This is a genomic window from Arthrobacter sp. SDTb3-6 (assembly GCF_013376095.1).
In the GTDB taxonomy this organism is placed as follows: Bacteria; Actinomycetota; Actinomycetes; order Actinomycetales; family Micrococcaceae; genus Specibacter.
Genome location: NZ_JAAMFN010000006.1, coordinates 15,724 through 40,253 on the forward strand (window position 1 = coordinate 15,724; position 24,530 = coordinate 40,253).

At 69.2% G+C, this 24,530-nt stretch carries 23 protein-coding genes; 17 read left to right on the plus strand and 6 right to left on the minus strand.

All coding sequences use genetic code 11. The features are described from left to right. Positions 1 to 20 precede the first annotated feature (20 nt). The 3 genes from G6035_RS04410 to G6035_RS04420 form a co-directional block, all read right to left on the minus strand. Complete coding sequence (locus G6035_RS04410) at positions 21 to 596, minus strand: hypothetical protein (protein WP_176615865.1); 576 nt, start codon at positions 594 to 596, stop codon at positions 21 to 23. A 93-nt stretch (positions 597 to 689) separates the two neighbouring features. Continuing rightward, positions 690 to 2,360, minus strand: coding sequence for a DUF349 domain-containing protein (locus G6035_RS04415; RefSeq protein ID WP_176615866.1), 1,671 nt, complete (start codon positions 2,358 to 2,360; stop codon positions 690 to 692). 122 nt (positions 2,361 to 2,482) lie between these two features. Continuing rightward, on the minus strand, positions 2,483 to 3,268 hold the full coding sequence (locus G6035_RS04420) for a peptidylprolyl isomerase (protein WP_176615867.1): 786 nt from the start codon (positions 3,266 to 3,268) through the stop codon (positions 2,483 to 2,485). A 249-nt stretch (positions 3,269 to 3,517) separates the two neighbouring features. Between G6035_RS04420 and hisS the strand changes: the two genes are divergently transcribed. Both hisS and aspS read left to right on the plus strand, forming a co-directional pair. Beyond that, positions 3,518 to 4,915, plus strand: coding sequence for a histidine--tRNA ligase (gene hisS, locus G6035_RS04425; RefSeq protein ID WP_176615868.1), 1,398 nt, complete (start codon positions 3,518 to 3,520; stop codon positions 4,913 to 4,915). Positions 4,916 to 4,973: 58 nt separating this feature from the next. After that, the gene (aspS, locus tag G6035_RS04430; protein ID WP_176615869.1) at positions 4,974 to 6,737 is read left to right on the plus strand and encodes an aspartate--tRNA ligase; all 1,764 of its coding nucleotides are present in this window, start codon (positions 4,974 to 4,976) and stop codon (positions 6,735 to 6,737) included. 77 nt (positions 6,738 to 6,814) lie between these two features. Here the strand turns inward: aspS and G6035_RS04435 are convergent, their stop codons facing one another. Then, on the minus strand, positions 6,815 to 8,116 hold the full coding sequence (locus G6035_RS04435) for a hypothetical protein (protein ID WP_176615870.1): 1,302 nt from the start codon (positions 8,114 to 8,116) through the stop codon (positions 6,815 to 6,817). 151 nt (positions 8,117 to 8,267) lie between these two features. Between G6035_RS04435 and G6035_RS04440 the strand changes: the two genes are divergently transcribed. Continuing rightward, entirely contained in the window at positions 8,268 to 9,080 is an 813-nt protein-coding gene (locus G6035_RS04440; protein ID WP_176615871.1) for a GNAT family N-acetyltransferase, read from the plus strand. Positions 9,081 to 9,108: 28 nt separating this feature from the next. On the opposite strand, the gene G6035_RS04445 is transcribed toward G6035_RS04440, so the two are convergent. Then, a complete protein-coding gene (locus G6035_RS04445) occupies positions 9,109 to 9,756 on the minus strand; it encodes an acVLRF1 family peptidyl-tRNA hydrolase (protein ID WP_176615872.1) in 648 nt (215 codons plus the stop codon). A gap of 43 nt (positions 9,757 to 9,799) precedes the next feature. Between G6035_RS04445 and G6035_RS04450 the strand changes: the two genes are divergently transcribed. From G6035_RS04450 to nusB, 14 genes are all read left to right on the plus strand, one after another. Next, positions 9,800 to 11,251: a replication-associated recombination protein A gene (locus G6035_RS04450; protein ID WP_371130841.1), complete on the plus strand. Its 1,452-nt coding sequence runs from the start codon at positions 9,800 to 9,802 to the stop codon at positions 11,249 to 11,251. A 258-nt stretch (positions 11,252 to 11,509) separates the two neighbouring features. Beyond that, the gene (gene rpsD / locus G6035_RS04455) at positions 11,510 to 12,136 is read left to right on the plus strand and encodes a 30S ribosomal protein S4 (RefSeq protein ID WP_176615873.1); all 627 of its coding nucleotides are present in this window, start codon (positions 11,510 to 11,512) and stop codon (positions 12,134 to 12,136) included. 135 nt (positions 12,137 to 12,271) lie between these two features. Next, entirely contained in the window at positions 12,272 to 12,646 is a 375-nt protein-coding gene (locus tag G6035_RS04460) for a DUF948 domain-containing protein (protein ID WP_176615874.1), read from the plus strand. A gap of 103 nt (positions 12,647 to 12,749) precedes the next feature. Beyond that, positions 12,750 to 12,986: a hypothetical protein gene (locus G6035_RS04465; protein ID WP_176615875.1), complete on the plus strand. Its 237-nt coding sequence runs from the start codon at positions 12,750 to 12,752 to the stop codon at positions 12,984 to 12,986. A gap of 93 nt (positions 12,987 to 13,079) precedes the next feature. Then, positions 13,080 to 15,758 (plus strand): alanine--tRNA ligase, encoded by a 2,679-nt coding sequence (gene alaS, locus G6035_RS04470; protein ID WP_176615876.1) that lies wholly within the window; start codon positions 13,080 to 13,082, stop codon positions 15,756 to 15,758. A gap of 6 nt (positions 15,759 to 15,764) precedes the next feature. Then, positions 15,765 to 16,385 carry a Holliday junction resolvase RuvX gene (gene ruvX / locus G6035_RS04475; protein ID WP_176615877.1) on the plus strand — a complete coding sequence of 207 codons (621 nt, stop codon included), beginning with the start codon at positions 15,765 to 15,767 and terminating at the stop codon, positions 16,383 to 16,385. Then, entirely contained in the window at positions 16,382 to 17,680 is a 1,299-nt protein-coding gene (gene mltG / locus G6035_RS04480; protein WP_256127735.1) for an endolytic transglycosylase MltG, read from the plus strand. Before ruvX ends, mltG begins: the two co-directional genes overlap by 4 nt. Next, positions 17,681 to 18,577 (plus strand): shikimate dehydrogenase, encoded by an 897-nt coding sequence (locus G6035_RS04485; protein WP_176615878.1) that lies wholly within the window; start codon positions 17,681 to 17,683, stop codon positions 18,575 to 18,577. It begins immediately after the preceding gene. 29 nt (positions 18,578 to 18,606) lie between these two features. Next, positions 18,607 to 19,806, plus strand: a complete 1,200-nt coding sequence (gene aroC / locus G6035_RS04490; RefSeq protein WP_176615879.1) for a chorismate synthase — start codon at positions 18,607 to 18,609, stop codon at positions 19,804 to 19,806. After that, positions 19,806 to 20,384, plus strand: a complete 579-nt coding sequence (locus tag G6035_RS04495) for a shikimate kinase (protein ID WP_176615880.1) — start codon at positions 19,806 to 19,808, stop codon at positions 20,382 to 20,384. The genes aroC and G6035_RS04495 overlap by 1 nt, the downstream gene beginning before the upstream one ends. Positions 20,385 to 20,389: 5 nt before the next feature. After that, complete coding sequence (gene aroB, locus G6035_RS04500) at positions 20,390 to 21,472, plus strand: 3-dehydroquinate synthase (RefSeq protein WP_218062965.1); 1,083 nt, start codon at positions 20,390 to 20,392, stop codon at positions 21,470 to 21,472. Then, the gene (locus G6035_RS04505; RefSeq protein ID WP_176615882.1) at positions 21,473 to 21,973 is read left to right on the plus strand and encodes a tetratricopeptide repeat protein; all 501 of its coding nucleotides are present in this window, start codon (positions 21,473 to 21,475) and stop codon (positions 21,971 to 21,973) included. Between the two features lie 93 nt (positions 21,974 to 22,066). After that, a complete protein-coding gene (gene efp, locus G6035_RS04510; protein WP_176615883.1) occupies positions 22,067 to 22,630 on the plus strand; it encodes an elongation factor P in 564 nt (187 codons plus the stop codon). Continuing rightward, complete coding sequence (gene nusB / locus G6035_RS04515; protein ID WP_176615884.1) at positions 22,630 to 23,076, plus strand: transcription antitermination factor NusB; 447 nt, start codon at positions 22,630 to 22,632, stop codon at positions 23,074 to 23,076. The genes efp and nusB overlap by 1 nt, the downstream gene beginning before the upstream one ends. 106 nt (positions 23,077 to 23,182) lie before the next feature. Here the strand turns inward: nusB and G6035_RS04520 are convergent, their stop codons facing one another. Further along, positions 23,183 to 24,487, minus strand: a complete 1,305-nt coding sequence (locus tag G6035_RS04520; RefSeq protein ID WP_176615885.1) for a PrsW family intramembrane metalloprotease — start codon at positions 24,485 to 24,487, stop codon at positions 23,183 to 23,185. Positions 24,488 to 24,530: the final 43 nt, after the last annotated feature.

Below are 24,530 nucleotides of genomic sequence, written 5' to 3' on the forward strand. Positions count from 1 at the left end.
CCCGCCCACCGGGGCCGCGGTCAGGGCTCCAGCAGCCGGCGGAGCAGGGCCAGGGCCCGGCGCCTGCCGGGGATGTGGTGCGCCGTGGCCAGCGCGGCATTGATGCGCCCCAGCGGACACTGCAGTTCCGGCGCCGCGGACAGTGCCAGCAGCACGGGTACGGCGGCCGCCGGTGGTTCGTGCATGGCGACGTCCACGGCCGTGCGCAGCGCGCACGTGACGCGCGCTCCGCCAAGCTGTTCGACGTCGTACGTCCCCAGGTGCACTTCATGGACGGTGCATCCGCTGTGCGGCGGCAGCGAGGTGGTGCGGTGGCGGCGGTCCAGGAGCAGGCAGATGGCCGCGGGTGGCGGGGCGCAGCCGTGGATCCAGGCGGCCGAGCCACGTCCCAGCACCGCCCGCGCTGCCATGGAGGCCGGCACCTGGTGGGCCAGCGCGGCCGCGCGGAGTGCCGGCGTTTCCGGCTCCGCGGCGGACCGGAAGGCCTTGCCGAACACACGCACCAGCACGCCGTCGAGCTCCATGGCGCACAGCTCGGCGAGGGTGAACTGGGCATCCGGGGCCAGGATGCCGTCGGGCTCAAGTGAATCGGGCATGTGCCCAGCCTGCACCATGGGACGGGGACGCAAAAAGGCCCCCGGGGGCGGATTGTGGACAACCCGGCCCGGGGGCCCTGTGAAGCGCTTGGCTCAGCTAAAGTCCTCGGCAGCCTTGCGGACCTGCTCAAGCCAGAGCTCGCGTGCTGCGAGTGCCTCCTTGGCCTTCGCTGATTTGCGGGCATCGCCGGCCTTCTCCGCGGCGGCCAGTTCTTCCTTCAGCCCGGCGATGGTCGCCTCCAGCTGCGCCAGCGCACTGCTGGTGCGGGCCTTGGCCTCGGGGTCGCTGCGGCGCCAGTTGTCGTCGTCGGCGGCCTTGACGGCGTCCTCCACCTTGCGGAGTGCACCCTCCACGCGCTGCATGTCCGCACGCGGCACCTTGCCGGCCTCTTCCCAGCGGTCCCGGATGGACTGCAGTGCCTTCTTGGCGGCAGCCAGGTCGGTGACGGGCAGCAGGGCCTGGGCCTCGGTGATGAGTGCTTCCTTGACCACCAGGTTGGCACCAAACGCTTCGTCGATGGCCTCGTTGGCGGCCTGGCGGGCCTTGAAGAACTTGTCCTGGGCGGCCCGGAAGCGGTTCCAGAGGGCGTCGTCGTCCTTTCGGCTGGCGCGCGGGGAGGCCTTCCACTGGTCCATCAGCTGGCGGTATTCCCCGGCGGCGTAGCCCCATTCGGTGGAGGTGGAGAGCTCCTCAGCGGCGGCAATCAAGGCTTCCTTGGCAGCCTTGGCCGCGGCATTGTTGTTGTCCAGCTGGGAGAAGTAGGCGCGGCGGTGGCGGTCAAAGACGGTGCGGGCGCTGCGGAAGCGCTTCCACAGGCCCTCTTCGGTGGCCCGGCCCAGGCGCATGCCCGTTTTCTGTGCCTGCTTCCACGACTCAAAGAGCTCGTTCATGCGGGCGCTGCTGACCTTCCACATGACCGTGGCGGGATCCTCGGCGGCAATCGCCTCGGCCTCGGCAACAATGGCCTCACGGGCCGCGAGCTCCACGCCCCGGGCGGCCTCGTGGGTGGCGCGCTCGGCCGCCTGGAGGGCCTTGATGGACTCCTCCAAGGTGGCCAGGCGGGCCAGCGCGGCGTTGACGTCGCCCACGCTGTTGCGTTCGCCCAGCTGGGACCGCAGGTGGTTCACGGTCTTGTTCATGTCGGTCGTGGCGGCCTTGGCCTCGACGCGCTGTTCCAGCAGCGTGATCTGGGCGGTGATGTCCTCGAACTTGCGGGCAAAGTAGGCCAGGGCCTCGTCCTTGCTGGCACCGGGGTACTGGCCCACCGGGAACTCTTCGCCGTCCAGCTTCAGGAAAACGTGGCCGTCCTCTTCGGCGCGGCCAAACTTTGCCGCTTCGGCAAGGTCCACGGGTGCTGCCGGTGCCGGTGCCGGTGCCGGTGCGGGCACCGGTGCCGCGGCGGCCGGTGCACCGGGAACCTTGGGCCGGGCCGCAAAGGCCGCCGGTGAGGGCGCCACGGGGGAGGGAGCAGCAGGTGAGGGCGCGGCGGGTGTGGCGGCCGCGGGGGCCGGTGCCTCAGGTGCCGCGGGGGCCGGTGCGGGAACGTCCGCAGCCGCGGCCTCCTCTTCCTGTGCCGGTTCGGGTGCCGCCCCTCGCGTTGCCTCGGAGGTTTCCTCGGGCGTTGGCTCGGTCCCTGCAGGGTCCGCCGGGGCTGCCTCCGTGGGGCCAGCCGTTTCGGGGGAGGCCCCGTTGGCTGGTGCCTGGGTGTCCTCCGCGTCAGTGTGCAGGGCCGTTGATTCGTCGGATTGTTGACTGTGTGTCACCGCTAAAAGTCTTTCGCGTCGATGGAAGTCTGGCAGGAAAAAACGTTGATCGATGTGGCCGGGATCGAACGTGCTGCGGTCCCGGGGGCGCGCTGGCGCCTGGACGGGGTGGCCTTTTGAAACTACTTCAGCGTAAACGAGTCTATCGTCACCTTGGTCTTGGGTGCACCGTCCCCGGCCCCGGAGGCGCCCGGGGTGATGCCGCCGGCGGCAATCTTCTCCACTACGTCAAGGCCGCTGGTGACCTTGCCCATGAGGGTGTAGCCGCCGTCGGTCTGGGGAAGGGTGGTGTCCTTGTACGTAATGAAGAACTGCGTGCCGTTGCTGTAGGTGCTGGCGCCGCGGGCCACCGCGATGCTTCCGGCCGGGTAGAGGCCGTTGGCGGGGGAGTTTTCCACCGGGCCCCACTGGTAGTTCGGGTCGCCGGCGCCGTCGCCGTTGAGCGAGCCGCACTGCAGCAGCGCAAAGTTGGAGGAGTCCGTCAGGCGGTGGCAGGTCTTGCCCTTGAAGAAGTTGCTGTCCGCGAGCGACTTGAAGACGGCGGCGGCCTGCGGCGCCTTGGTGCCGTCAATTTCCACGCCCATCGGCTGCCCGTTCAGCGTCAGCGTGCCGGTGAACGTCTTGCCGGCCGCGGTGGCCGCCTTGGGGACGGTGGGGCTGTTGGTCCCCGCCGCCGTGGGGGACGCGCCGGCGGTGGGGGTGTTCGTGGCAACGGAGTCGTTCTTCGGGCCGGAGAAGACCGTCAGGGCAAGGACCACGGCGACGGCGATGGCCACGGCCATGGCCGCGGCGGCAATGATGTTGTCGCGCTTGCGGCGGGCCAGCTGGTCCTGGTGCATCTGCCGGTTGGCAGCCAGCCGGGCCATGCGTGCCCTGGCCTCCCGGCCGTCCTTTTTGTTGTTAGCCAACGGTGCTTCTCCATGGTTTCGTCGCGTGTTCCGGGCCTGCACGCCGTGCATGGGACCGGAGCTGGTTGGGGACGGCGGGCCAAACCTTATAAAATGGCAGCCGGATGTCAGTTTACCCATGGATCTGCGCACCTGAGGCCGGACACGGTGGCGGCATCCGCAGCGCAATCACTTCGTTACCAGGACCGTCCCCTGCCACGTTTGCCGGGGACGCGCCGTCCTGCACCCCTTGTTAGGAGAGTTCCACCCATGGCACGCAATGCTTCCCTGTCAGGTTTCCCCGAGTGGCTGCCACAGGAGCGGCTGGTGGAGCAGCATGTGTTGGACACGCTCCGGCGCACCTTTGAACTGCACGGCTTCAGCTCCGTGGAGACCCGCGCGGTGGAAACCGTGGGCCAGCTGCTGCGCAAGGGCGAGATCGACAAGGAAGTGTATGCGCTCTCCCGCCTCCAGGACGACGACGGCAACGCCTCCTCCAGCGCCAAGGAGGACCCCAACCAGCTGGCCCTGCACTTTGACCTGACGGTGCCGTTTGCCCGGTACGTGGTGGAAAACGCCGGCTACCTCTCCTTCCCGTTCCGCCGCTACCAGATCCAGAAGGTGTGGCGCGGCGAGCGCCCCCAGGAGGGCCGTGCCCGGGAGTTCACCCAGGCGGACATCGACGTGGTGGCCGACGGCGTCCTGCCGTTCCGCTACGATGTGGAACTTGCGCTGGTCATCGCCGAGGCGCTGTCCGCCCTGCCGATCCCCGCCTTCAAGCTGCGCATCAACAACCGCAAGCTGGCCGAGGGCTTCTACCGGGGCATCGGCCTGGCCGACACCGCCGGAGTGCTGCGCAGCATCGACAAGCTGGAAAAGATCGGCGCAGAGGCCGTGGCCGGGCTGCTTAAAAGCGAACTCGGCGCCAGCGACGAACAAGCCGCGAAGGCCCTGGCGCTGGCGTCCATCCGCACCGAGGACACGTCCTTCGTGGCGCAGGTGCGCTCACTGGGCGTCACCGACGAACTCATGGAGGAGGGCCTGGACGAATTGGAGCAGGTCATTGCCGCGGCCGTGCGGAGCGCACCCGGCTCCGTCGTGGCGGACCTCTCGATCGCCCGCGGCCTGGATTACTACACCGGCACCGTCTACGAGACGGTGCTGGTGGGCCACGAGCAGCTCGGCTCCATCTGCTCGGGCGGGCGCTATGACGCACTGGCCCACAAGGGGAGCCGCAAGTTCCCCGGCGTCGGGCTTTCCATCGGCGTCACGCGCCTGGTTTCACGCATCCTCAGCCAGGAATTCGCCACCGCATCCCGCGCCGTACCCACCGCCGTCCTGGTCGCCCTGGCCGACGAGGACTCCTGGCCCGAGGCGCAGGACGTCGCGGCCGCCCTGCGTGCCCGCGGCATCTTCACCGAGGTGGCGGCCAAGGCAGAGAAGTTCGGCAAACAGATCAAGTATGCGGACAAGCGCGGCATCCCGTTCGTCTGGTTCACCGACGGCGACGGCGCCCACCAGGTCAAGGACATCCGCTCCGGCGAGCAGCTGGCCGCCGATCCCGCTGCCTGGATGCCCCCCGCCGAAGACCTGCACCCGCAAATCGTCACGGCGCAGGGCCGCGCAGCTGAAGCGGCGCGCGCTGGCGATTCACCGGTAAGCTTCTAGACAAACCATTTTTTGCGGCCCCGCAACGCGGCCGTCCACCACCATTGAAAGGAATGCTGTGCTGCGCACACATGACCTGGGCTCCTTGCGGGCTGAACACATTGGACAGACTGTAACCCTCGCGGGGTGGGTTGCCCGCCGCCGCGACCACGGCGGCGTCGCGTTCCTTGACCTGCGTGACGAGACAGGTGTGTCGCAGATTGTCGTCCGCGAGGAGGAAGTGTTCCACGCGCTGCGCAACGAGTATGTGCTCAAGGTCACCGGCACCGTCTCCCGCCGTCCCGACGGAAACGAAAACCCGGCCCTCGCCACGGGCGGGATCGAAGTCGTGGCCGATGACGTCGTCGTGCTCAACGAGGCCGCGCCGCTGCCCTTCCAGCTGGACGGGCATGTGGAAGTTGGCGAGGAAGCGCGCCTGAAGCACCGCTACCTGGACCTGCGCCGCCCCGTCATGCAACGCAACCTGCGGCTGCGCTCCGAAGCCAACCGCGTGGCCCGCACCCTGTTGCACGAGCACGGTTTCGTGGAAATCGAGACGCCCACGTTGACCCGTTCGACGCCGGAAGGCGCCCGTGACTTCCTGGTCCCCGCCCGCCTGGCGCCAGGTTCCTGGTATGCGCTCCCGCAGTCCCCGCAGTTGTTCAAGCAGCTGTTGCAGGTGGGCGGCTTTGAGAAGTACTTCCAGATCGCACGCTGCTACCGCGACGAGGACTTCCGCGCCGACCGGCAGCCCGAGTTCACGCAGCTGGACATTGAGGCGAGCTTTGTGGACCAGGACGACATCATTGCCCTGGGTGAGAAGATCGTTGCCGCGCTGTGGCAGCTGATCGACGTGGAAATCCCGACGCCGATCCAGCGCATGACCTACCGCGATGCGATGGCCCGCTACGGCTCCGACAAGCCGGACCTGCGCTTCGGCCTGGAACTGAGCGACCTGACCGAATTCTTCAAGGACACCGGCTTCGGCGTCTTCAAGGCACCTTATGTTGGCGCCGTGGTCATGCCGGGCGGGGCCTCGCAGCCGCGCCGCCAGCTGGACGCATGGCAGGAATGGGCCAAGCAGCGCGGCGCCAAGGGCCTGGCCTACGTCCTGTACAAGGAGGGCGGCGAACTGGCCGGCCCCGTGGCGAAGAACCTGACCGACGCCGAGCGTGCCGGCCTGGCCGAGGCCGTCGGGGCGAAGCCCGGCGACTGCATCTTCTTCGCCGCCGGCGAGGTCAACCCCTCGCGGGCCCTGCTCGGTGCCGCCCGCGTGGAGATCGGCCACCGCACCGGCCTGATCAACCCCGCCGACTGGGCCTTTGTCTGGATCGTGGACGCGCCCATGTTTGAGCGTGCCGCGGACGCGGTGGCTTCCGGCGACGTCGCCGTGGGCAGCGGCCAGTGGACGGCCGTCCACCACGCCTTCACCTCGCCCAAGCCCGAGTTCATGGACACCTTTGACAAGGATCCGGAGAGCGCGCTGTCCTACGCCTACGACATTGTCTGCAACGGCAACGAGATCGGCGGCGGGTCCATCCGTATCCACCAGCGCGACGTCCAGGAGCGCGTGTTTGAACTCATGGGCCTGGACAAGGAGGCGGCGCAGACGAAGTTCGGCTTCCTTCTCGAGGGATTCAAGTTCGGTGCGCCGCCGCACGGCGGCATTGCCATTGGCTGGGACCGGGCCGTGTCCCTGCTGGCCGGCATGGACTCGATCCGCGACGTCATTGCCTTCCCGAAGTCCGGCGGCGGCTACGACCCGCTGACCGCGGCGCCCGCCCCGATCACGGAGCAGCAACGCAAGGAAGCCGGCGTGGACTTCAAGCCCGAGGTCAAGTAGGCGCCCCGTACAGTGCCCCGACAGGTGCCGGCCCCCGAGCGGGGGGCCGGCATTTTTTGCTCCAACGCCGGCCCCGCCTACCGTCCTTCAACCGTGAGGCCCGCCACGACGCCCGCCAGTTCCGGAACGGCGTGCACGACGCCGGAGGGGACACCGGCCGCTATCACGGAACCGCCCACGGTGATGGAGCCGAGGCCGCCCTCCAGCTCCATGGCCGGCACCCCAGCCCCCTCGGTGCGGACGTCCCCGCCCACTGACACCGTGCCGATGCGCCCGCCGGGCTTGATGCTCAAGGCGATGGCCGACAGGGGGAGCAGTACGCCCTTGACGAGTGATTCGCCCGTGCCGCCCTCCGTGCGCAGGTTTGCCCGGATGGTCAGCCGGGGCAGCTCACGGCTGACCTGCACGCCCACGGAACCGTCACCGTGGGTCGTGATGGAGTCGAATACGGCCTCGCGCAGGGTGCCGTCGTAGACGTTGAAGCCGCGTGCGCCCAGGCCAAATGTTTCCACCGGCCCGTCGACGGTCAGGGTGCCGATGGCGCCAAAGTTCACAAAGCCGATCCCGCTGGGCCCCCATGACGTCACGGCGCCGTGGGCGTTCCAGGCCGTGACGACGCCCCAATTGTCCAGGACCATGTCGTTTTGGCCGTAGGTGGTGGTGGTGCCCAGGTTGCGGACCTCCGCGACGTTGGCGCCGCTGATGACAAACACCCCGCCGCTGATCAAATCCGGCGTCCCGGGGGCAATGCCGCCGTTGGAAAAGACGTCGCCCGTGCTCAGCAGCTCGACGTCAACCGTCCCGCCGTCCGCCTTCCCCGCAGTGTCGCCGTGGCCGCCGACAAACACGCCGCCGCCGTGCACCGGCTCGCCGGCGCTGCCGGCCGAGATGCGTTCCAGGCGCGCCGTGAGCCGCACGGCAGGGTCCGGTTGGCGGTTCCAGACGGTAAACGCGCCCTGCAGGGCCTCCACGCCGAACCCTGCGGGCCGGTCGAAGCGCCCTCGTGTGTCGGCCGCGGTGACGTGGACGCCGTCGGCCTCGATGCGCCCTGAACGGACCTGCCCGTCCGCTGCGAGGAAGACCTGTCCGGTGGTGGTGACGTTGGCCAGCGACAGGGTGCCCAGTGCGGTGACGGTGGTGTCGTTATGGATGGCCACCTCATGCGGCGCCGTGGTGATGGTGGTGTCCTGCACCGTGTTGTTGCTCGTGAGCCGCAGCCCCTTGGCGCCAAAGGCCAGGCTGCCGCCGCGCAGCGACGCGCCGGGCGGCAGCGTCAACGACGGCATGCCGCGCAGGCTGCCGACCACTTCCACCGCCAGGTTCCCGGAACCGAACGCGTCCGCCAGTTCCTGCGCGCTTGTCACTTTTGTCCATTCCATGCTGACCGCCCCTTGGATGACTTCCGCCGTGCTGGATGGCCGCCTGCCCGCAATCCGAGGGCAGTGGCTTGGTGAAACTCTAGTTCGTCTCCGGGACGGTGGGCAGGGGCGGGAGGAAATTTCCGGCGGGCAGCGCACGTAACATGGTGCCATGACCCACGCCGCCCCTCCGCCCGCCGCACTGGACGAGTTGGAAGCCTTGATGGACCGGGCCTGGCCGGCACCCGTGCGGGAGGTCCTTGACGGCTGGGTCCTGCGTTCCGCCGGGTCCGTCACCCAGCGGGCCAATTCGGTGTGGCCCGCCGCCGCGCCGCCGGACCTGGAGGCGGCGTTCCGGGAAGCCACCGCCTGGTATGCCACCCGCCGCCAGCCGGTCATCTTCCAGGTGACGGACCGGCCGGAAAATGCTGCCGTGGCCCGCCTGCTGGACCGGCACGGCTATTCACGCCGGTCGGAGACCCTGATCATGACGGCGGCCGGGCCGGGCGCCGCGCCCGTATCCGGCCCGGCGGCGGGCATCGGCACGGCGCCCGGTGTGGCAGTCAGCCTGGCGGACACGCCGTCGGAGGATTGGCTGGACCTGTGGTGGCGCGTGGACGGCAGAGGCGGCGCGGCGGAGCGCCACCTGGCACGGTCCATCATCCAGGGCACGCCGTCCCTGTACGCGTCGGCGGTCGACGGGCAGGGGACGGTCATGGGCACCGGGCGGCTGAGCCTGCTCGACGGCTGGGGCGGCGTGTACTGCATGGCCACCCATCCCGGGTTCCGCCGGCAGGGCATTGCCTCGGCGGTCCTGGACGCGCTGCTGGGCGCCGGGCGGGAGGCCGGGGCAGCCCGTTTTTGGCTCATGGCCACCGAGGCCAATGCCGCGGCGCGGGCCCTGTATGAATCGGCCGGATTCGCCGAGGCCGGCCGCTACCACTACCGGCAGGCGCCGCTGCGGCGGGCACCCTCGGCCTGCTGACCCGGCACGCCGGTCCGCCCGGGGCGCGCTAGGCCGGCGGGTCGGTGACGCGGATCCGGACGGCACAAAAGTCGGCCGCCGCCCGGGCCAGCACCGCCAGGTTGGGCCCGCCCACCGCGAGGGGGGCCAGCCGCGGCCGGGCCGCGTAGGGCCGCAGGGCCGGCTCCGCCAGCACGGCCTCCACCAGCGCCTTGTCGCCGCCCGTGGCCAGGTATTCAAAGGTGTGTCCGTGGAAAATCCGGGCAGCGTCCGCGGCCGCCTTGGCCACGAGCGAATCGGCCTGGTTCGCGCGGCGCCGGGCAAAACGGTGCTGTGACTGGCCGCCCGCGGCGGTCTTCGACTGCACGTACTTGCTGCCGCACTTGTGCTCCAGCAGCTCCCCGCCCACCGCAACGCCCACGGCATAGCCGCCCCGGCGCACCAGCACCAGGCCCATGGTCCGCTCCTGCGACGCCAGCGATTCCAGCCGCTCCAGCAGGCCGGGCCCGCGCCCGGGGCGCCCGTCCTCGGGCCACGGCGGGGCGAACACCGCCTCGGCGCCGTCGCGCATGCCCAGCCTGACGCCGTCGTCCGTGTCCGCCAGCGAGTCGCGGCCGCCGTGGCCGTCGGCGAACCGGGCCACCCAGCCGGACAGGCGGTTGGCGGGAACGAAGGCGGTGCGGCTCGGCTCTCTCACGCCTGCCACGATACCGCCCGCGGGCGGCCGATAGGCTAAAGGGGTGACTGACCTCTTTGACAGTGCGTTCGGCGACGATGACGGGGACGACGCCGGCACCCCCTCCCTGGGCGGGACCCCCGCCGGCGGTTCGCGGCCCCGCAGCCCCCTGGCCGTGCGGATGCGCCCGCGCACCCTCGACGAGGTGGTGGGCCAGCAGCACCTGCTCGGCGCCGGATCCCCGCTGCAAATGCTGGCAGCAGGCGGCAGCAGCGGGGGAGCGGCCGGCCCGGCCTCGGTCATGCTCTGGGGCCCGCCCGGGACGGGGAAGACCACGCTGGCCCATGTCATTGCCCGCGGCCCGGGCAGGAAGTTTGTGGAACTGTCCGCCATCACCGCCGGCGTCAAGGACGTCCGCCGGGTCATGGACCAGGCGCTCACCGACCGTGACCTGCACGGGCGCACCACGGTGCTCTTCCTCGACGAGATCCACCGCTTCAACAAGGCCCAGCAGGACGCGCTGCTGCCCGGGGTGGAAAACCGCTGGGTGGTGCTGATCGCCGCCACCACCGAAAACCCGTCGTTTTCCGTGGTGGCGCCGCTGCTCTCCCGCTCCATCCTGCTGACCCTCAAGCCCCTGACCAACGCCGACATCCAGGGCCTGGTGGAGCGCGCAGTGGCCGATCCCCGCGGGCTGGACGGCCTGGTCACGCTCACCGACGAGGCGCTGGACCACCTGGTCCGGCTGGCCGCCGGCGATGCCCGCCGTGCCCTGACCACCCTGGAGGCCGCCGCCGGCGTGGCACTGTCCGAGGGCGGCCTGCCGGACGCCGGCACCCCCGTGGAAGTCGACCTCGCCATTGCCGAGCGCGCCATTGACGCTGCGGCGGTGCGCTACGACCGGGCCGGGGACCAGCACTACGACATCATCAGCGCCTTCATCAAGTCGGTGCGCGGCTCCGACGTCGACGCCGCCCTGCACTACCTGGCCCGGATGCTGGAGGCAGGGGAGGACCCGCGCTTCATCAGCCGCCGCATCATGATCTCCGCCGCCGAGGACGTGGGCATGGCCGACCCCACCGCGTTGCAGACGGCCGTTGCCGCAGCCCAGGCCGTGGCGCTCATTGGCATGCCCGAGGCCCGGATCATCCTGGCCGAGGCCGTGGTCCACGTGGCCACCGCGCCCAAGTCCAACGCCGCCTACAACGGCATCAACGCCGCGATCGCGGATGTCCGGGCCGGGCGGGGCACCATGGTCCCGGCCCCGCTGCGCGACGCCCACTACGCAGGGTCCGCCGGCCTGGGCCACGGGAAGGGCTACATCTACTCCCACAATTCGCCCCACTCCATCGCCACACAGCAGTACCCGCCCGACGACCTCGTGGGACGCGACTACTACCAGCCCACGGGAAACGGACTGGAACGGGACCTCACGGTGCGGGTGCAACGCCTGCGCGCGATCATCCGCGGCCAGGCCCAGGGTCCCGGCAAGGCCCAGGGTTCCGGCAAGGCCTAGGCTTCCGGCCAGGCCCAGGGTTCCGGCCCGGCCGGGACCGCTGCGTCGAACAGGCAAGGCCGCGGGTGGTAGAGTGGATGGCGCACTGGCAAGCCCCGGCTCCATGCCCAACCCCAGGAACTTTTGATGCGGCCCCCGGCCGCCCCAACCTGTGCGGATGGCCATGCCCGGGTGCTGCAGCGAAAGGGCGGCAACAGCCCCAACTCTCCACCATGGAGGCCAGGACACACAGTTGTTGCAAATATTGGAAGGACACAAGTGGCTAACAGCACACGTGCCCGCCGGCAGGCCCGCCTTTCGCGGTCCCTCGGCATTGCTCTGACCCCCAAGGCAGCCAAGTACCTTGAGCGCCGCCCGTACGGCCCCGGCGAGCATGGACGCGCCCGCAAGAAGCAGGACAGCGACTACGCCGTCCGCCTCCGCGAAAAGCAGCGCCTGCGCGCCCAGTACGGCATCCGCGAAGCACAGATGACCCGTGCCTTCGAGGAAGCCAAGCACACCAAGGGCATGACCGGTGAAAACCTGGTCGAGATCCTGGAAACCCGTTTGGACGCCCTGGTCCTGCGTGCCGGCTTTGCCCGCACCACCGCCCAGGCACGCCAGCTGGTTGTGCACCGCCACATCATGGTTGACGGCGCCCGCGTGGACCGTCCCTCGTTCCGCGTTGCCGAGGGTCAGCTGATCCACGTGCACCCGCGCAGCCAGACCATGGTTCCGCTGCAGCTTGCTGCCGCCGGTGCACACCGCGATGTACTGCCCGCCGTTCCGGCCTACTTGGACGTGAAGCTGGAGAGCCTGCAGGCCCGCCTGGTTCGCAAGCCCAAGCGCGTCGAGGTTCCCGTAACCTGTGAAGAGCAGCTGGTCGTCGAATTCTACTCACGCTAAATTTCTGGCGGAACGTAGGGCCGGCACTGTCCGGTTCGACACCTTGGGAGCAGCCCGCGGCACTCGCCGCGGGCTGCTTTTTAGGTACAGTACCTATGGGTAACATTCAGATCAACGGAAATGAGGCGGCCCTCCATGACTGGTGGAGACATTGCGGGACTGATTGCAGCGGCGGTATTTGCCATCCTGGTGGCGCTGCTGGCCGTGCCCATCGTCAAGCTCGGCAAGGTGCTTGACGAAATCCGCACCACCATCCGGCAAATCGGGGACGGCACCACCCCCCTCATTGACGAGGTCACCAACACCGTGGCCACCACCAACACGCAGCTGGGCAAGGTGGACGGGATCTCCAACAACATCTCCGACGCCACCGCCAACATCTCCGCGCTGTCCTCACTGTTTGCCGCCACGCTGGGCCAGCCGCTGATCAAGGTCGCGGCGTTCTCCTACGGCGTCCGCCAGGCGTTTGCCGGGCGGAAGAAGCCCGTCCGGGCCCGCCGCAGCCGCTAGGGGGCGGTGCGGACCACCCGGAAAACGCCGCCCCCGGCACCGCCGTGCAACGCGGAGCCGAAAGGGACGGAACCCGGGAGTACGTTTTGAAGGGAAAGCACGCATGAAGAAGATATTTTGGCTGGGCGTCGGCATCACCATCGGCGTGGTGGCCGCCCGCAAGCTCGCCGCCGCCAGGGGGGCCGTCGGGCCCGAGGGCCTCAACCGTGCCGTGGGCCGTGCGGCCGACGCCGTCCACGACTTCGCCGACGCCATGCGCCAGAACATGGGGCAGCGCGAAGGGGACCTCCGGGCAGCCCTCGGACTGGACGCCGAACGCCCCGTGGGACCGCGCCACTAGCGCCCCCGCCCCGCAGCCGGGCCGCGCGCCTGCGGCGAGACCAACACAACAGACTTTTTTGCCACAGAACCATTGAAGGAGCCACCAGGCACGATGAAATCCCACGAAATTGCAGAGCGCTGGATCGAATTCTTCACCAGCAAGGGCCACACGGCCGTGCCCTCGGCGTCGCTGATCTCGTCGGATCCGTCCCTGCTGTTCACGGTGGCCGGCATGGTGCCGTTCATCCCGTACCTGACGGCCCGCGAGGAGCCGCCGTACAAGCGCGCCACCAGCGTGCAAAAGTGCATCCGCACCGCAGACATCGACGAGGTCGGCAAGACGGTCCGGCACGGCACCTTCTTCCAAATGTGCGGCAACTTCTCCTTCGGGGACTACTTCAAGGAAAAGGCCATCCCGTTCGCCTGGGAACTGCTCACCACGCCCCTGGCCGACGGCGGCTTCGGCCTGCCCGTGGACAGGCTGTGGGTTACGGTCTACACCGAGGATGAGGAAGCCCTGTCCATCTGGCGCGACGTGGTCGGCGTCGCCCCCGACCGCATCCAGAAGATCGGCAAGGAGGACAACTACTGGTCCACCGGCCAGCCCGGCCCGGCCGGCCCCTGCTCGGAAATCTTCTACGACCGCGGTGCGGAGTATGGCGTTGAGGGCGGCCCCATCGCCGACGAGACCCGCTACATCGAGATCTGGAACCTCGTGTTCATGCAGTACCAGATCGACAACGTCACCTCCAAGGTCGACTTTGACGTCGTCGGCGAGCTGCCCAACAAGAACATCGACACCGGCCTGGGCCTGGAACGCCTCGCCATGATCCTGCAGGGCGTGGAGAACATGTACGAGACCGACCAGGTGCGCCCCGTCCTGGACAAGGCCGCCGCACTCTCCGGCAAGCAGTACACGTCCACCGAGGACCCGGCCGACCCGCACCACACCGACGACGTGCGCCTGCGCGTGGTGGCCGACCACATCCGCTCCGCGCTGATGCTCATTTCCGACGGCGTGACGCCCTCCAACGAGGGCCGCGGCTACGTGCTGCGCCGCCTGATCCGCCGTGCCGTGCGCGCCATGCGCCTCCTGGGCGTGGAGACGGCCGTACTGCCCGAGCTGCTGCCCGTCTCCCGCGACTCCATGAAAGGCGCCTACCCGCTGGTGGAAGACGACTTCGCCCGCATCGCCCGCATCGCCTACGCCGAAGAACGGGCGTTCCTGCGCACCATCGCCAGCGGCACCGCCCGCCTGGAAGAGGCCGTGAAGGAATCCAAGGCCGCCAACACGCCGCTTTCAGGCGCCGAGGCCTTTGCCCTGCACGACACCTACGGCTTCCCGATCGACCTGACCCTGGAAATGGCCGGCGAGGCCGGCCTGGCCGTGGACGAGGCCGGCTTCCGCACCCTCATGCTGGAGCAGCGCGACCGCGCCCGCAAGGACGCCAAGAGCAAAAAGAGCGGCCACGCGGACCTGACCGTGTTCCACGAGCTGCTGGCCCAGGGGGAGACGGTGTTCACCGGGTACACCGAACTGGAGGGCGAAGGGCGCGTGCGCTCCATCCTCTCCCACGGCGCCCCCGTCGCCCACGCCGCCACCGGCGACGAGGTGTCGATCATCCTCGATGAGACGCCCTTCTATGCCGAGGCCGGCGGGCAGGCCGCGGACACGGGGCTGATCACCGGCGACGGCTTCGTCGTCGAGGTGCTGGACGTGCAAAAGCCGGTCAAGGGCCTGAGCGTCCACAAGGCCATCGTGCGTGAAGGCGAACTCCCTGCCGACGCCCTGGTGCGTGCCGCCGTCGACCGTGAACGCCGCCATGCGGCCGAACAGGCGCACACCGGCACCCACATTGTGCACGCCGCCCTGCACCAGATCCTCGGCCCCGAAGCGCTCCAGCGCGGCTCGTTCAACAAGGCCGGCTACCTGCGCTTCGACTTCTCCTGGGGCGAGGGACTCAGTGCCGCGACCCGCTCGGAGATTGAGGAAGTCTCCAATATCGCCATCCGCAACAATTACCGGGTCAACACCACCGTCATGGACCTCACCGCCGCCAAGGCACTGGGCGCCACCGCGCTGTTCGGCGAGAACTACGGCTCCGAGGTGCGCGTCGTGGAGATCGACGGCGCGTGGTCGCGCGAACTGTGCGGCGGCACCCACGTGGACAGCACCTCACGCATCGGCTCCCTGACCCTGCTCGGCGAGCAGTCCGTGGGCTCCGGCAACCGCCGCGTGGAAGCCTTCGTCGGCATGGACGCCTTCCGCCACCTGGCCGCCGAGCGCGCCCTGGTCTCGTCGCTGACGGACATGCTCAAGGTCCCCTCCAACCTGCTGCAGGAACGGGTGGCCGCAACCCTGGCCAAGCTCAAGGCCGCCGAAAAGGAGCTCGAGCGCCTGCGCAGGGAACAGCTCAGCGCAGCCGCCGGAAACCTGGCGGGCACGGCCGTGGATGCCAACGGCGTGACGGTGATCGCGCACGACGCCGGGCAGGTCTCCGGCGCCGACGACCTCCGCGCCCTGGCCCTGGACCTGCGCCGGCGCCTCGGCTCGGCGCCCGCCACGGTGGCCGTGGCCGGGGCCGCCAACGGCCGTCCCGTGATCCTGATCGCCACGAATGAAGCCGCCCGCGACGCCGGCGTGAAGGCGGGTGCGCTGGTCAAACTGGCCGCAGGGGTCCTCGGCGGCGGCGGCGGCGGCAAGCCGGACGTGGCCCAGGGCGGCGGCACGGACGTGGCGGCCATCCCGGCCGCCCTGGCCGCAGTCATGAACGCCGTCAAGGACCGCTAGGACCGCATGGAGCAGCCGGAACACCTGCACGGAGTGAAGCTGGGCATCGACGTGGGCATGGTCCGCGTCGGCCTGGCTTCCTGCGACCCCGACGGCATTCTTGCCACGCCCGTGAAGACGCTTTCGCGGGATGTGAAAAAGAACTCCGACGTCCGCGTGGTGGTGAAGGAGGCAGCCGCCCGCCACGCCGTGGAGGTGTTTGTGGGGCTGCCCCGGACGCTCAAGGGCACCGAAACCGCCTCCGCCAGGATGGCCCGCGACTATGCCGGGCTGCTCGCCGCGGCGCTGGCTGGGGCCGGCCTGGACGTGCCGGTCAGGCTCATCGACGAGCGCCTGACCACCGTCACCGCCCACCAGGCGCTGCATGCGGCTGGCATTGGCAGCCGTGATCATCGTAAACTGGTGGATCAAGCAGCGGCCGTTGGAATTCTCCAACAGGCCCTGGACATGCAGAAAGCACGCAACCAAAGCGTTGGCGAACTCGTGCATGCACCACAGCCGGGCACCTTGGGGAATGCCAATCCGTCCGAGGAAAAAGAAGGTTCGGCCATCTCCGATTCAATGTCTGTGCCACCTGTCGGGACCACCCGGCCGCAGGGGAACACCAACGGGGGGTCCGCACAATGAGCGGGCGCACCGGGGGCCATCACGCAGCCCACCTGGCCGACAGCCACGGGGAGGCCATGGAGTCCGGGCCGCACTGGTCCGAGGAACACGACCTCCCCGTGGAGGGCGCCTGGCAGGAGCCCGGCTACGCCGCCGGCCATGCGGCAGGGCACCCGGCCTGGGAGCAGGAGGAGGCGGCCCCGTTCTTTGACGAGCACCCCCTGCCGTCCCGCCGCAGCGCCCGCGTGTCCAAGCGCGTCCGGCGGCGGCGCCGCACGGCCGTCTTCCTCGTGGTCCTGGCCCTCTTCGCCGTCGTCGTCTTCTTTGTGGTGCAAACCGTCAAGCCCATGCTGGGCGGGCTCCAGGCCGCGGACTATCCCGGACCGGGCACCGGCACGGTGCAGGTGGTGGTGCCCGAAGGCTCCTCCGCACGCGACGTGGCCCAGGAGCTGCGCACCCAGGACGTGGTGGCCAGCGAACAGTCCTTCCTGGATGCCCTCGACGCGGCCAACGGTGCCGGTTCCCTGCAACCGGGCTCCTTCAAGATGCGCAAGCAGATGAAGTCCTCCGATGCCGTGTCGATCCTGCTCTCCATTGACGCCGCCAAGGTGCACTATGCGGCCGTGGACCAAAACCTGCGGATCGGTGAAACCCTGGCCGTGCTGGCCAAGAGTACCGGCATCCCGGTCGCCGAGTTTGAAAAGCTGGCCAATGAACCGGCCTTGTTCGGCCTGCCCGCGAAGGCCAAAAACCTGGAGGGCTATCTCGCACCCGGGGAGTACCGTTTCCCGGTCAAGCTCGGCGCCAAGGACATCCTGGCCCAAATGGTCAACGCCACCAAGGCCAACCTGGCCAAGGCCGGCGTCACCGACCAGGCCCAGCAGTACCGCGACCTGACGATTGCCAGCATCCTGGAGTTTGAGGGCAACGAGGCCAACTATGGCAAAATTTCCGGCGCCATCGAAAACCGCATCAACAACCCCAACGGGGAAACAGGCGGGCGGCTGGAATCCGATGCCACCGTCGCGTACGGGCTGGGCATCAAGACGTACAACATCACGGATGCCCAAAAGGCGGACAAAAAGAACCTGTACAACACCTTCGCCCGCCCGGGCCTGCCGGTGGGACCCATCGGCTCGCCCGCGGCGGCGTCCATCGAGGCGGCGGCGCACCCGGAGAGCAACCCGTACTACTTCTGGGTCACGGTGAACCTGAAGACGGGCGAAACCCTGTACTCCACCACCTATGCGGGACACCTGAAGAACGTGGCCAAGTACACGGCCTGGTGCGCCGCCAACCCGGGGGAATGCAAGTAAATGGCGCATGCGCTTCAAGGGGCCGTGCTGGGGCACCCGATCGGTCACTCCAAGTCACCGGTGATGCACCGCAGCGCCTATGCCGAACTCGGGCTTGACTACCGCTACAGCGCCGTGGACCTGGAGGTCCCGGCGCTGGCGGCCTTCCTGGAAGAGGTCCGCGCCGACGGCAACTGGTACGGCCTCTCGGTGACCATGCCGCTGAAGAACCGGGCCGCCGAACTCGTGGACACGCTCACCCCGGCCGCCCGCGCCCTGGGCTCGGTCAACACCGTGGTGGTCACCCGCACGGACGACGGCGGCACCCACCTGTTGGGCGACAACACGGACGTTGCCGGACTCGTCAATGCGCTGCGCCACGCCGGTGCCCCCGAGCTGCCCAGGGCTGCCGTGCTTGGCGGGGGAGGGACCGCCGTCTCCGCCGTCGCCGCCCTGGCGGAACTGGGCGCCCCCGCCATCGACATTTACGTGCGCAACCCGGACAAGGCGGCCGCCACGCTGGAGGTGGCCCGCAGGTTGGGCGTGCCGGCGTCCCTGTTGCCCTATTCGGGCGCGGCGGCCGCCCTCGCCGGGTACGGCGTCGTCATCTCCACCCTTCCGCCCCACGCCCCGGACGCGTTGGCCGCGGACGTCGCAGCCGCCGGGGCCGCCACGGCCGGGCACTGCCTGCTCGACGTTGCCTACGACCCCTGGCCCAGTGCGCTGGCCGCTGCCTGGGAAAGGTGCGGCGGAACGGTGGTTCCCGGGATTGAGATGCTTTTGTACCAAGGCGTGGAACAGGTCAAACTGTTCGCCGCGGCCGGCGGTTTTGCGGACGTGGCAGGCCGGCGCGCCGCCGGCGTGCTGGATGTGATGTGCGACGCACTTGGGCTCAGCCGGCGCCCCCCGCACAATTAGCCCCGGCAGAACATGGCAGGATGGACGATATGTTGCGATGGTTGACGGCCGGGGAATCACATGGACCGGCCCTTGTGGGAATTATCGAAGGCGTTCCGGCCGGGGTGGAGCTCACCAGCGCCCTGGTGCGGGATGCGCTGGCCCGGCGCCGGCTCGGCTACGGCCGCGGCGCGCGGATGAAGTTTGAGCAGGACGTCGTCACCATCCTGGGCGGCGTACGCCATGGGCTGACCCAGGGCGGGCCTGTTGCGATCCAGATCGCCAACTCCGAATGGCCCAAGTGGGAACAGGTCATGTCGGCCGATCCCGTGGATCCCGCCGAGCTGGCCGAGCAGGCACGCAACGCGCCCCTGACCCGCCCCCGGCCCGGCCACGCGGACTTCACCGGCATGCAAAAGTACGGCTTCGGCGAGGCCCGCCCCGTCCTGGAACGCGCCAGCGCCCGCGAAACGGCCACCCGCGTGGCCCTGGGCGTGGTGGCCGCGCAGATCCTGGCCGCCGCCGGCGTCCACCTGGTCAGCCACACCGTCCAGATTGCCGGCGTGGCGTCCCCGGCGGATGCCGCCGTCCCCACCTTCAACGACGTCGCCGCCCTCGACGCCGACCCGCTGCGCTGCTTTGACGCGGCCACCTCCGCCGCCATGGTGGCCGAGGTCGACGCCGCCCACAAGGAAGGCGAGACCCTCGGCGGCGTCGTCGAGGTCCTCGCCTACGGACTGCCGCCGGGACTGGGCAGCTACGTGCACTGGGACCGCCGCCTCGACTCCCGCCTGGCCGGGGCCCTCATGGGCATCCAGGCCATCAAGGCCGTGGAAGTGGGGGACGGCTTCGCCACCGCCGCCCGCCGCGGGTCCGCCGCCCACGACGAAATCGTGCGCGATGCCACGGGCAAGGTCATGCGCACCTCCAACCGCGCCGGCGGCATTGAGGGCGGCATGAGCATCGGCGACGTCCTGCGTGTGCGGGCGGCCATGAAACCCATCGCCACCGTGCCGCGCGCGCTGAAAACCATAGACGTGGCCACCGGCGAAGCCGCCAAGGCACACCACCAGCGTTCGGACGTGTGTGCCGTGCCGGCCGCCGGCGTCGTGGCCGAGGCCATGACGGCCCTGGTACTGGCCGAAGCACTCGTGGAGAAGTTCGGCGGGGACTCGATGGCCGAAACCCGGCGGAACATGGACAGCTACCTGGCCGCCATCCCGGCCAACCTGGACACACTGGGGAATTGATGGCAGCGGGCACGGGTCCATCCGGGGAGCCGCAGTACCGGCCGGAGCGCCCGATCGCCATGATCGGGCCCATGGCCGTGGGCAAGTCCGTGATCGGCGCCGAACTGGCCCGCAAGCTCGGGATTGACTTTGTCGACACCGACCAGCGGATCGTGGCCAGGCACGGGGCCATCCCGCGCATTTTTGCCTCCCGCGGCGAACGGCACTTCCGCCAGCTGGAGGCGCGCGCCGTGGCCGATGTCCTGGACACGCAGCAACCCAAGGCCGTGGTGCTCTCCCTGGGCGGGGGCGCCGTGCTTGACACCGGCACGCAGCAGCTGCTGGCCCGCGCCACCGTCGTTTTCCTGCGGGCCACGGTCGAAACCGTGAAGGACCGCATCATCCGCAACACCGGCCGGCCCCTGCTGGCGGCCGATCCCCTGGCAGCCTGGTCCCGGCTGGCGGCAGCCCGCGGCCCCGTCTACGACCGCCTGGCCGACCTCACGCTCGACGTCGGCAAGTCAAGCGTGCCGGAGCTGGTCGACCAGCTCGTTGCCCTCCTGGCCGCTGAATCAAGGAAAGAGAACACCGCACCGTGAATGCAATGAACACCGTCATCAAGGTCACCGGCACCGCCCCCACCGACAACTACGACGTTGTGGTGGGCCGCGGCCTCCTGGCCCAGCTCCCCGGCCTGCTGGGGGAGCGGGTCAAACGGGTGCTGGTGGTCCACCCCCGCGCGCTGCGGGCCACGGGCGAGGCGGTGCGCGAAGACCTCGCGGCCGCCGGGTTCACCTCACTGACCGCGGAGATCCCCGACGCCGAGGAAGGCAAGCACATCCAGGTCGCCGCCTTCTGCTGGCAGGTCCTGGGACAAAACGACTTCACCCGCTCGGACGCCATCGTCGCCGTCGGCGGCGGCGCCGTGACCGACCTGGGCGGATTCGTCGCCGCCACCTGGCTGCGCGGGGTCAAGGTGGTCCACCTGCCCACCTCCCTGCTGGGCATGGTGGATGCCGCCGTGGGCGGAAAGACGGGCATCAATACCGCCGAAGGCAAGAACCTGGTGGGCGCCTTCCACCCGCCGGCGGGCGTGCTGGCGGACCTGGACACCCTGGACACGCTGCCGCCGAACGAACTCCTCTCCGGCATGGCCGAGGTGGTCAAGTGCGGCTTCATTGCCGATCCCGTCATCCTGGACCTGATTGAAGGCAACCCGGAGGCCATCAAGGACCCGCGCTCGGACGTGCTGCGCGAGCTGATCGAACGCGCCATTGCCGTCAAGGCCAAGGTGGTCTCCGCGGACCTGACGGAGCAGGGGCTGCGTGAGACCCTCAACTACGGCCACACCCTCGGCCATGCCATCGAACACGCCGAACGCTACTCGTGGCGGCACGGCGCGGCCGTCTCGGTCGGCATGATGTTCGCCGCCGAGCTGGCCCGCAGCGTGGGCCGTCTCAGCGACGCCGACGCCGACCGCCACCGCAGCATCCTCGAGCTCATGGGCCTGCCCCTGAGCTACCGGAAGGACCGCTGGCAGGCACTGCTGGACGGCATGCGCCGGGACAAGAAGACCCGCGGGGACCTGCTGCGCTTCGTGGTCCTGGACGGGATCGGCCGTCCCGGCATCCTGGACGTGCCGGACCCTTCGCTGCTCTTCGCCGCCTACCAGGAGATTGCAGCCTAGATGGGACTCAAGGACTGGCCCTTCGCGGGATTCCCGGGCACGGCGGTAAACCCCCACACCCTGCTGCCGGAAGTGGTGGATGAGGAACAGTGCGCCGCTGCGCTGGAGGAATCCGGGGATGCGGCCGACCACGTCTTCGTGCTGCTGGCCCGCGGACTCCACGCCGAGGCCGCGGAGATGGCGGCCGACGCCCGCCTGCTGGACCCCGAATCGCTGCGGCTGCAGGTCCTGGACGCGGAGGTGCTGCGTGCCGGGGGGCAGTTTGACCGGGCGGAGCATGTGCTCAAGGCGTTGCTGCCCACCGTGGCGGACCCGTCCATGGGGGCCTGGATCAACCAGCAGCTGGGCAAGGTGTTCTTCTGCAACGGCAACTACCCGGCCGCGGCGCGCAGCTTCTCGGCGGCCCTGGACCAGCGCGTGGCGGCCGGGGCGGACGCCGCGGCCATCTATTCCTCCACCGTTTCCCTCAAGCGCGCCCTGGACCTGGAGGAGCGCGGTTAGCAGGCACGACCACCGGGAACTGCGGGACGCGGGCACCCGATGCTGTAACATGGTCAAGGGATTTTTGATAACACTTATACGTTAGAGGCTACTGTGGCAACGACCAACGACATCAAGAACGGCACTGTTCTCAAACTTGAAGGACAACTCTGGAACATCATCGAGTTCCAGCACGTCAAGCCCGGCAAGGGGGGTGCGTTCGTCCGCACCAAGATGCGCAACGTCCTCTCGGGCAAGGTTGTCGACAAGACCTTCAACGCCGGCCTGAAGATCGAGACAGCCACCGTCGACCGCTCGGACTACGAGTACCTGTACCAGGACGGCGAAGACTTCGTGTTCATGGACACGCACAACTACGACCAGCTGACCGTGCCCGCCTCCGTGGTGGGCGACGCGACCAACTTCATGCTGGAAAACCTCCATGTCACCATCGCCCTCCACGAGGGCAACCCGCTCTACCTGGAACTGCCGCCGTCAGTCCAGCTGCGCATCACCTACACGGAGCCCGGCCTGCAGGGGGACCGGTCCTCGGCCGGCACCAAGCCCGCCACCGTGGAGACCGGCTACGAAATCCAGGTGCCGTTGTTCGTGGAAAACGAAACCCTGGTCAAGGTCGACACCCGTGACGGCAGCTACCAGGGACGAGTCAACGAGTAGTGGCCGGCAGTCAAAACGGCCCCTCGGGCAAGCCGAACTCGGCGCGCAGCAAGGCCCGCCGCCGGGCCCTTGACATCCTGTTCGAGTCCGAGCAGCGCGGCGTCACGGCATTTTCGGCGCTGACCGCACGCCGTGAAAAGACTGACCAGATCATCAACCCGTACACGGTTGACCTGGTCGAGGGCGTCAGCGCCATGCAGGAGGAGATCGACGAACACCTGCAGACGTATTCGCAGGGCTGGACGCTGGAGCGCATGCCCGCCGTCGACCGCATCATCCTGCGCCTGGGCGCCTGGGAACTGCTGTACAACAACGACGTCCCGGACGCCGTTGCGGTCAGCGAGGCCGTCGAGCTGGCGAAGGTGCTCTCCACGGACGAGTCTCCCCAGTTCGTCAACGGGCTCCTGGGCCGCCTGCAACAGGTCAAGCCCACCCTGCTCGCCTAGCGTCCACCGGCCCACGCCCAACTGGGTGCCAGTAGTTGCGGATTCATCAACTTTTATCAGTTGATCACCCGCAACAACTGGCACCCAGTTGCTTTTAAGGGCCCGCTCAGGGGTGCTGGCGGGCCTGCCAGGCCGCGGCGCCGTGACGGCCCAGCAGCTCGCTGCGGGCGGCCGTGACGGCGTTGAGCAGCTGCAGCTCCTGCGCCTGTGCGGCGGCGAGACGTGCCGCCGCGGCGCCGCCCGCGCCGCCCTTGGCATCCACCAGGATCCGCTGCCGTGTGAATGCCAGCCTGGTGGCCAGCCGGATGAACTCCCGCATGACCTTCTCGGCGCCGAAGGTCTTGGACCACGCCAGCGCACGACGCCGGCCCGCACCGGAGGCGAGCATCGGCACCTCGGGCTGGCTGAACCACCCGGACGGGACGTAGTCGGACAGGCGGCGCCGGGTCAGCCTGGCCTCGGCCCGGCGCAGGAAGATGATGCCGGTGATGCACAGGACAAAGATGGGCACCTGAAGCAGCAGGTACAGCACGAAGAAGTTGCCGTGGATGAACGTGAGGCTGTTCCACAGGCCGTGCAGCAACATGGCGGGGACCAGGCCCACCACCCATGCGACGAGCACCATGGCGGTGCCGCCGTGGCGGGCTGCATAGCCCACACAGGCGCCCAGGGCGCCGGTGAACATGACGTGCGCGAACGGGGACATCAGTCCGCGCATGACGAAGATCCCCAGAAGGCCGCCGGGCTGGCCGCCGCTTTCGTTGAAGGCCTGCCCGAAGTAAAGGATGTTTTCGGTGAAGGCGAAGCCGGCGGCGATGATGCCGGCGTAGACCACCCCGTCCACGGGGCCGTCAAAGGTGCGCCGGCGCAGAAAGAACAGCAGCAGGACGCCGGCGCCCTTGCAGACTTCCTCCACCAGCGGGGCCTGCACCACGGCGCCGACCATGCCGGGATCGGCGGAGGCATTGGAGGCGATCAGCAGGGGCTGCACCCAGCCGCCCACCACCAGCGCGGTCACCACGGACATGCCTGCACCCCAGCAGAAGCCCAACGCCAGTGCCGACTTCGGCTCCGGCTCCCACCGGTCGATCCACACCAGCGTCAGGACGCAAATCGCCAGGGGGATCAGGGCCAGCGCCCCGCAGACAAGAAAAACGCTCGTGCCGATGGAGAAGGAAAACACCACCAGGGTGCCCAGGGCCACGACCACGAAGAGGCACAGCACGATGATGTTGGTCACCTTCGCCGTGGGCGTGCGCCGCTTGGCACGGTGCGCGGGCGGTGCCGGATGGGCCCAATATGCGGGGGCGGGAGACAGCTGGGAGCCCGGGGCGCCCCCGGGCGGCTGCACCGGCCCGCCGCCCTGCGGATGCTGCCACTGCTGGTCACGCCAGTTTCCCGGTTCGGTCATGCGCCTAAGCCTATAGCGGCCGGGCGGCCCCGCGCGGAGGCCC